The sequence below is a fragment of the Kitasatospora sp. NPDC059747 genome, from assembly GCF_042732955.1.
Classification (GTDB): Bacteria; Actinomycetota; Actinomycetes; order Streptomycetales; family Streptomycetaceae; genus Kitasatospora.
Window position 1 is genome coordinate 6,641 of the sequence record NZ_JBHWGV010000182.1, and the last position, 6,369, is coordinate 13,009.

At 75.0% G+C, this 6,369-nt stretch carries 7 protein-coding genes; 4 read left to right on the forward strand and 3 right to left on the reverse strand.

What is annotated here, in order from left to right; translation table 11 throughout:
• Nucleotides 1–163: 163 nt before the first annotated feature.
• The 3 genes from ACFV4G_RS40920 to ACFV4G_RS40930 all read right to left on the reverse strand — a co-directional run bounded on the left by ACFV4G_RS40920 (nucleotide 164) and on the right by ACFV4G_RS40930 (nucleotide 2,410).
• Nucleotides 164–490 carry a hypothetical protein gene (locus tag ACFV4G_RS40920; RefSeq protein WP_380448267.1) on the reverse strand — a complete coding sequence of 109 codons (327 nt, stop codon included), beginning with the start codon at nucleotides 488–490 and terminating at the stop codon, nucleotides 164–166.
• A gap of 87 nt (nucleotides 491–577) precedes the next feature.
• Entirely contained in the window at nucleotides 578–1,954 is a 1,377-nt protein-coding gene (locus ACFV4G_RS40925) for a DUF4331 domain-containing protein (RefSeq protein WP_380448269.1), read from the reverse strand.
• Nucleotides 1,955–2,083: 129 nt separating this feature from the next.
• Nucleotides 2,084–2,410, reverse strand: coding sequence for a hypothetical protein (locus tag ACFV4G_RS40930; RefSeq protein WP_380448271.1), 327 nt, complete (start codon nucleotides 2,408–2,410; stop codon nucleotides 2,084–2,086).
• Nucleotides 2,411–3,013: 603 nt separating this feature from the next.
• On the opposite strand from ACFV4G_RS40930, the gene ACFV4G_RS40935 reads away from it, so the two are divergent.
• From ACFV4G_RS40935 to ACFV4G_RS40950, 4 genes are all read left to right on the forward strand, one after another.
• Nucleotides 3,014–3,745, forward strand: coding sequence for a response regulator transcription factor (locus tag ACFV4G_RS40935; protein WP_380448273.1), 732 nt, complete (start codon nucleotides 3,014–3,016; stop codon nucleotides 3,743–3,745).
• Nucleotides 3,742–5,277, forward strand: coding sequence for a sensor histidine kinase (locus tag ACFV4G_RS40940; RefSeq protein WP_380448275.1), 1,536 nt, complete (start codon nucleotides 3,742–3,744; stop codon nucleotides 5,275–5,277). The genes ACFV4G_RS40935 and ACFV4G_RS40940 overlap by 4 nt, the downstream gene beginning before the upstream one ends.
• 132 nt (nucleotides 5,278–5,409) lie before the next feature.
• Nucleotides 5,410–5,847, forward strand: coding sequence for a hypothetical protein (locus tag ACFV4G_RS40945; RefSeq protein ID WP_380448277.1), 438 nt, complete (start codon nucleotides 5,410–5,412; stop codon nucleotides 5,845–5,847).
• A gap of 11 nt (nucleotides 5,848–5,858) precedes the next feature.
• Nucleotides 5,859–6,200 carry a hypothetical protein gene (locus tag ACFV4G_RS40950; RefSeq protein WP_380448279.1) on the forward strand — a complete coding sequence of 114 codons (342 nt, stop codon included), beginning with the start codon at nucleotides 5,859–5,861 and terminating at the stop codon, nucleotides 6,198–6,200.
• The last annotated feature ends 169 nt before the right edge of the window (nucleotides 6,201–6,369 follow it).

Consider the following 6,369-nt stretch of genomic DNA (forward strand, 5'->3'; position numbering starts at 1 on the left):
GCCCCGGCGCGCGCCCGGCGGGGGGCGCCCCCGCGCCCCCCGCCGCGCGCGGCCCCCCCCCCCCCCCCCCCGCCGCCGTCCGGGGCGCGGGCCCGCCCCGGCTGTGCAGCGCATCGACCGCGCCGTCGCATGTTCTCGACCGCCTCCGGTGGCGGCCGACGGCCTACGACCAGTGGTGCTCGGTGACTTCGCCACCGCGGACGGCCAGGGTGGTGTCCGGAGTGTCCGCGGTGCGCCAGACCGTGTAGTCGCCCTCGGGCAGCGGTGAGATGACGGCGCAGTGGGTGGTGTGCCCGGCGAGGTGGCGCGGGCGGACGGCCGCGTGGGTGCGGGCGGTGTCGTCGCCGGTGGGGCTGACCTCGATCTCCAGGCCGTCCTCGGCCGGGCCGGTGTGGATGATCAGGGCGCCGAGGTGGCCGCCGATCTCCAGGACGACGCTGCCCTCGCGGGAAGGGGCGGGCAGTGGCGCGTGGGTGTGCTGCTGGGTCATGGGCTCGTTCTCCCTCGCCTGTCCGGGTGTGTGGGCCGCTACCGTGCCGCAGTGCGCCGGGGCGCCCGCACCGCGGCACGTGCCGGGTCAGCTGGACGGGTTGCTGTAGCCGTCGTAGGGCAGCCCCAGGTAGGGGAAGGCGGTGAGGTAGGGGTTCTTGACGTCGGCGGGGGTGAGACCGTCGGTGATCGCGCTGGTGGCCGCGTCGGGGGTGAAGGACGGGTCGACCAGCGGCAGGGTCAGGCCGGCCACGGCCCGCAGTTCGACGGTGACGACGTCGTCGAAGACGCGGCGACCGTTGGGGAAGCCGGCCGCGTCGCCGCCGACCAGACCGAGGATGTTGGGGCTGGTGGCCGGAGGGACGGCGACGTTCAGGCGCAGCATGTCGGCCTGGGTGTCACCGGTGTAGTTCTGGAAGCCGGGGACGACCCCACTGGGGATGCCGGTGAGCAGGATGGCGAGCAGGTCGGCGCGGGGCTTGGTGTAGGCGGCGAGACGGGGGAAGACGCCCGGGTACAGGACCGGGAGGAGCCTGGCCAGTTCGGGGGCGGCGACGTACTGGGCGAAGTTCTTGTCGTCGGCCGGCGGCTGGGAGTTCCAGAGGTCCTTCTTCCCCATGGGGACGATGACCTCGTTGAACAGCGGGTTGCCCAGCCGGGAGACCTGGACGAAGGGGCCGGACTCGGTGTCGTGCCCGGCGGGGTCGATGATGCGGGCCCGACGGCGGCTCGCGGTGGTCCAGACCCCGATGGTGGCGTGCGGGTCCATCACGTCGGCGGGCTTGCGTCCGCCCCGCGTCAGGTCGGTGATCGGGACCTGGAGGGCGATGCTGTGGACGTTGAGCGCCTTGGTCGTGTTCACGCCCGGGGCGGCCTGGGTGAACGCGGGCATGACGTGCAGCTGCTGGAAGGGGCGCAGCGTGCCGAGGTCGAAGATCGAGCCGAGGTCGACGTAGAAGCCCTCGGCGCGCTGGCCGGCGAAGACCGTGCGCCCGCCGTCGAGCCGGTGGGCGGCCGCCCCCGCGAGCGAGGCGTAGTCGGGGGTGGAGAGCGGACCGATGTTGCACGGCGGGCAGGTGAGGTTCTCGCCGAGGACGCGCCTGCGCTCGCCGGCCTCGACGCGGGTGACGGAGTAGGTCTGGCGGCGGTTCCAGTCCGGCGAGTCGAGCGAGGTGATCGGCCCGGTGTTGTAGAGGAAGGAGTCGGGGTTGCGGACCTCGACCTCGAAGCGGAACTCGTAGGTGACGTCGGGGCGGCCGTCGTTGTCGTTGTCGATGTGGATCGCGTAGAGGACGTCGTCGCCGAACTCGTAGAAGTTGGGCCCGCCGGCCGGTCCCTGGAGGGGGAGGTAGTTGGCGATCAGGGTGACGGTGTCGCAGTTGTCGGGGCTGACGAAGGCGTAGACGTCGGTGCTGTCGGCGACCGGGTCCTTGGAGATCTCGGGGGCTTCGCGGTGGGAGGACACAGGAACCTCGCTGCTGGTGGGTGTGCGGGCGGGGGGGAGATAGCCGGCCGGCCCTGCTGGGAGCGGTTGCCGGGGCCGGCCGGCGCCGAGGGGTCGGTCGGGCGAGGGGTCGGTCAGGCGAGGGGTCGGTCAGGCGAGGGCGCGGACGAGTGCCGCGGCCAACTGCGGGTCCTCGATGCGCTGGTGGCGTTCGCCCCGGTACACGTCGAGGTGTCCGGAGCGGAGGTCGCGCACGTGCACGATCATCGGCTCGTCGTGGTCGGGCACCGTCGCGCCGCTCGGCTGCCCGGCGGGTGCGGCGTCGGCGGCGGCGTCCGGGGCAGCGGTGGCCGAGCCGGCGCCGGTGACCAGGGTCGCGGCGAGGCCGGCCGCGCCGACGGCCGCGGCCTGGCGCATCAGGTGGCGGCGCGACAGGCCCTCGGGCGGCGTGTCGGCCGCGGGGGTTTCCAGGGACATGGATTCTCCTGCGAGTTGGTGTGGACGGAGAAGGAAGGGCCGCCGGCTCGGCCTGATCTGCCGCCCACCCCGGTCGGGGAACCGGTCTCGGCGACGCGCAGAGTAGGAATGGACGATGGAAGAGACGGCCATGGCCCCAGGCACTCCCGGGCGGTCACCGGGAAGTGAAGTGGTCCTGGAATGCCAGGGTCAAGGCGGCACGCGAGCGCACCCGACCGCTTCCCACCCGGGCGGAGCAGCCGCGCCGCAGACCGGCACCCAACGGCTCACCCGCCCGAGTGAAAAGGGCAGTTGAGCCCTCCCGGACCCATCCCGCAGCCGCCCGGGCACGAAGGACGGTGCGTGATGACGTTCCCGGCCGGTCGAGTACCTGCCCGCGCTTCCGATGGACCGGCGGACCGAACCCTGCGACGGCGCCGAGCCCGCCCCGGGCGTTGCCGGGTGCAGCTTCACGGGGCGATCCCTGCACCCCCTGCCACGGGAGCGTGAGAACCGGGGACGCCGTGGGCCCCGCAGGGCGCGGGACTTCGATGAGAAAGCTCTCATCAGCCCGTGGCACTGTGGACGCCCCGGCGGCGGCCGGAAGGGAGCGAGGAGAACCCGATGGCGGTCGGTGACGGCACCGGGACGGTGCTGGTGGTGGACGACGACGACACGATCCGCAGGTCGCTGGAACGCGGCCTGCGGCTCGGCGGGTTCACGGTGCGGACCGCGGACGGCGGACGGGCGGCGCTGCGCCTGGTGGCCACCGAACCGCCGGACGTGCTGGTCCTCGACGTCTCGATGCCCGACGTGGACGGCACCGAGGTCTGCCGCCGGCTGCGCGACCAGGGCGTCGACACGCCCGTGCTGATGCTCTCCGCGCTGGACGAGCTCGCCGACCGGGTGGCCGGCCTGCAGGCGGGCGCCGACGACTACCTGGTCAAGCCGTTCGCGCTGGAGGAGCTGGTGCTGCGCCTGCACGCCCTGCTGCGCCGCCGGCCTCAGGCCGGCGCGTACGGCGGGCCCGCCGTGCCGGGCGGAGAGGTCCTCCGGTTCGGGCCGCTGGAGATCGAGCCCGCCGCTCGCGAGGTCCGCCGGGACGGACAGCCGCTGCGGCTGACCCGCCGCGAGTTCGAGCTGCTGGAGTACCTGGCCCGCAACGCCGGACTGGTGCTGACCCGCGACCAGTTGCTCGAACGGGTCTGGGGCTACGACTTCGAGGTCCGCACCGATGCCGTCGACACGTTCGTCAGCTACCTGCGCCGCAAACTGGAGGAGGGCGGCCGGCCCCGGCTGATCCACACGGTGCGGGGCGTCGGCTTCGTGCTGCGGATGCCGGAGGCACACCCGTGAGCACCGGAGAGCAGCCCGTGACCGGCCCTGCCCCCGCCCGGCGCTCGATGAGCCTCGCCACCCGGATCGCGACCGGCGCGGCCCTGCTCGTCCCGCTGCTCGTGCTGGGCACCGGCGCGCTGCTGCTCGGCCTGGTCACCCACGACCTGCGCTCCCAGCAGGACACCCGGCTGCGCGACCGCGCCGCCGCCGTGCTGCCCGCCACCAGGGCACTGCTGAGCGCCACCCAGCAGGACCGGCCCTGGGTCGAGCAGAACCAGCGCCGCAACCTGCTCGACGACGCGCTGGACGTCGGCATCCGGGTGGCGGACGCGAACGGAGACCGGATCACCGAGGGCGGCCCGGTGCCGGGCCCGGCCGCGGTGCTCCCGCAGCCCGCCCCCACGAGCCCCGGCGTCCTGGTCACCGTGCGGGCGCAGGGCCGCGCCTGGCGGGTGCTGGCCCGTCCGGTGACCGGCGCCGACCCCGGCACGCTCTGGGTCACCGCACCGGTATCGGCGACGAACCCGCAGGTGGACGCGGTGCGCGGGCGGATCCTGTGGGCCGCCGTCCTGGCCGCGCCGACCTCCGGCCTGCTCGCCTACGCGCTCGCCCGGCGCGCCACCGCGCCGCTCAGCCGCCTGGGCCGGCGGGCCGCCGCGCTCGACCCGCGCGCCGGCGCCGGCGGGTTCACCCACCGGCGCAGCGGGATCCGCGAGGTGGACGAGCTCGCACTCGCGCTGGAGAGCGCGCTCGCCCGGTACGACCACCAGGTCGCCCGGACCGGCCAGGCCCTGGAAACCGCCCGCTCGTTCTCCGCCGCCGCCTCGCACGAACTGCGCACACCGCTGATGAGCCTGCAGACCAACCTGGACGTGCTCGGCGCGCACCCGGACCTGCCGGCGGCGGACCGCGCGGACATCCTGTCCGACCTCCGCGACGACCACCGGCGGCTGCTCGACCTGCTCACCGCCCTGCGCACGCTGGCCCGTGGTGACCTGGTCGAGGAGGAGGCGTTCGCGGTGATCGACCCGGCCGAACCGGCCGCGGCCGCCGTCGCCGAGCTGCGCCGACGACGGCCGGAGGTGACCGTCGACACGACCGGCCCCGGCCTCACCGGAGCGGACGTCGGCGGACTGCGGGTGCACGGGTGGGAGGCCGGACTGCGGATCGTCTGCGACAACCTGCTGGCCAACGCGGCCGTGCACGGACACCGGCCCGGGGAGCCGGCCCGGATCGCGCTCGGACTGCGCCGGGAGGCCGGGCAGGCCGTGCTGACCGTGGACGACGACGGTCCTGGCATCCCGGCGCAGGACCGGGCGGCGGTCTTCGACCGCTTCCACCGAGGACGCAACAGCCCCGGTTCGGGGCTGGGGCTGACCCTGGTCGCCCAGCAGGTGGCCTTGCACCGGGGCACCGTCACGGTCACCGAGTCGCCCGGCGGCACCGGCTGCCGCGTCGAGGTCCGGCTGCCCCTGGTCGGCCAGGACGCCCCGACGCTGCCCCTGCCGGCCCGCCGCGACTGGATCCGCGCCACCACTGCGGGCCGCTGAGGCTCCTCGGGGCGCCGAACCGGTCGGCCGGCTCACAAGGAATCCACAAAGAGGCCCTCTACCGTCCTGCTCAGCCGGAGCGCCCGACGCTCCGGCCGGACCTGCCACCCGTGGCAACTGGAGGACTTCGCCATGCACACCCACCGTAAGGCGGCCGCAGCGATCGGCGCTCTCGCTCTCGGCACCACCCTCATCGCCCTCGCCGGACCGGCCCAGGCCGACGCCCCCGGCGCCACCCCGGTGGCCTCCTCGACGCCGAAGGTGCTGCCGACGCCCGAGGGCGACGGTGCGAAGGGCGTCTGCAAGCGGCTGCCGAAGGCCGAGCAGCGGGTCAAGAAGGCGCTGGACCGCCTGAACGGCCCGGTCACCGAGGCCGGCTCGATCGCCCGTCTGGAACAGCGGGTGAACAACGCCAAGGCCGCCGGCCACACCGCGGTCTACAACGACCTCAACGACCGGCTGACGTACCGCAAGAGCCTGGTGCCCACGCTGACCCAGCGGCAGAGCGACCTGAACGCCGTGGCCGGCTGGTGCTCCTCGCAGGGCCTCGGCACCCCGAACGCGCAGTGACCGTGCGCACAGTGGCCGTGCGCACAGTGGCCGTGCGCGGCACGGCGTCCGCCCCGGTCGACGGCAGGTCGGTGGCGGCACCGGTACCGGTCGGCCGGCTGTCGCGGCGAGCCGTCGCGATGACGGCCGCCCTGCTCGCCGCGCTCGCCCTGACGGCGTGCGGCGCGAACGGGAGCACCACGGGGAAGGGCGGCGCACCTGCCGCCGGCGCACCGTCCGCGGGCGCCGGCGGATCGGCGGCGAGCGGCGACCAGCTCGGCCGGATGCGACAGAAGGTGGACGCCGCCGACAGCGCCGCCGCCGCTGCCGAATCGGACGCCGCCAAGGACGCCCAGGACACCGCAACCCCCTGACCCACGAGCGCGACGGGGGTTTTGCACCGGCGGTCGCGGGGGGGAAACGGCGAGCCCGCCCCCCCGCCTGTGCGCCACCGCGAGCGGGCCCCCCGCCCCCCCCACGCGGGGGGCGCGCCCCGCCAACCCCAACCCGGCGAGGTGGGGGGCGCTCCCGGGGACAAACGCG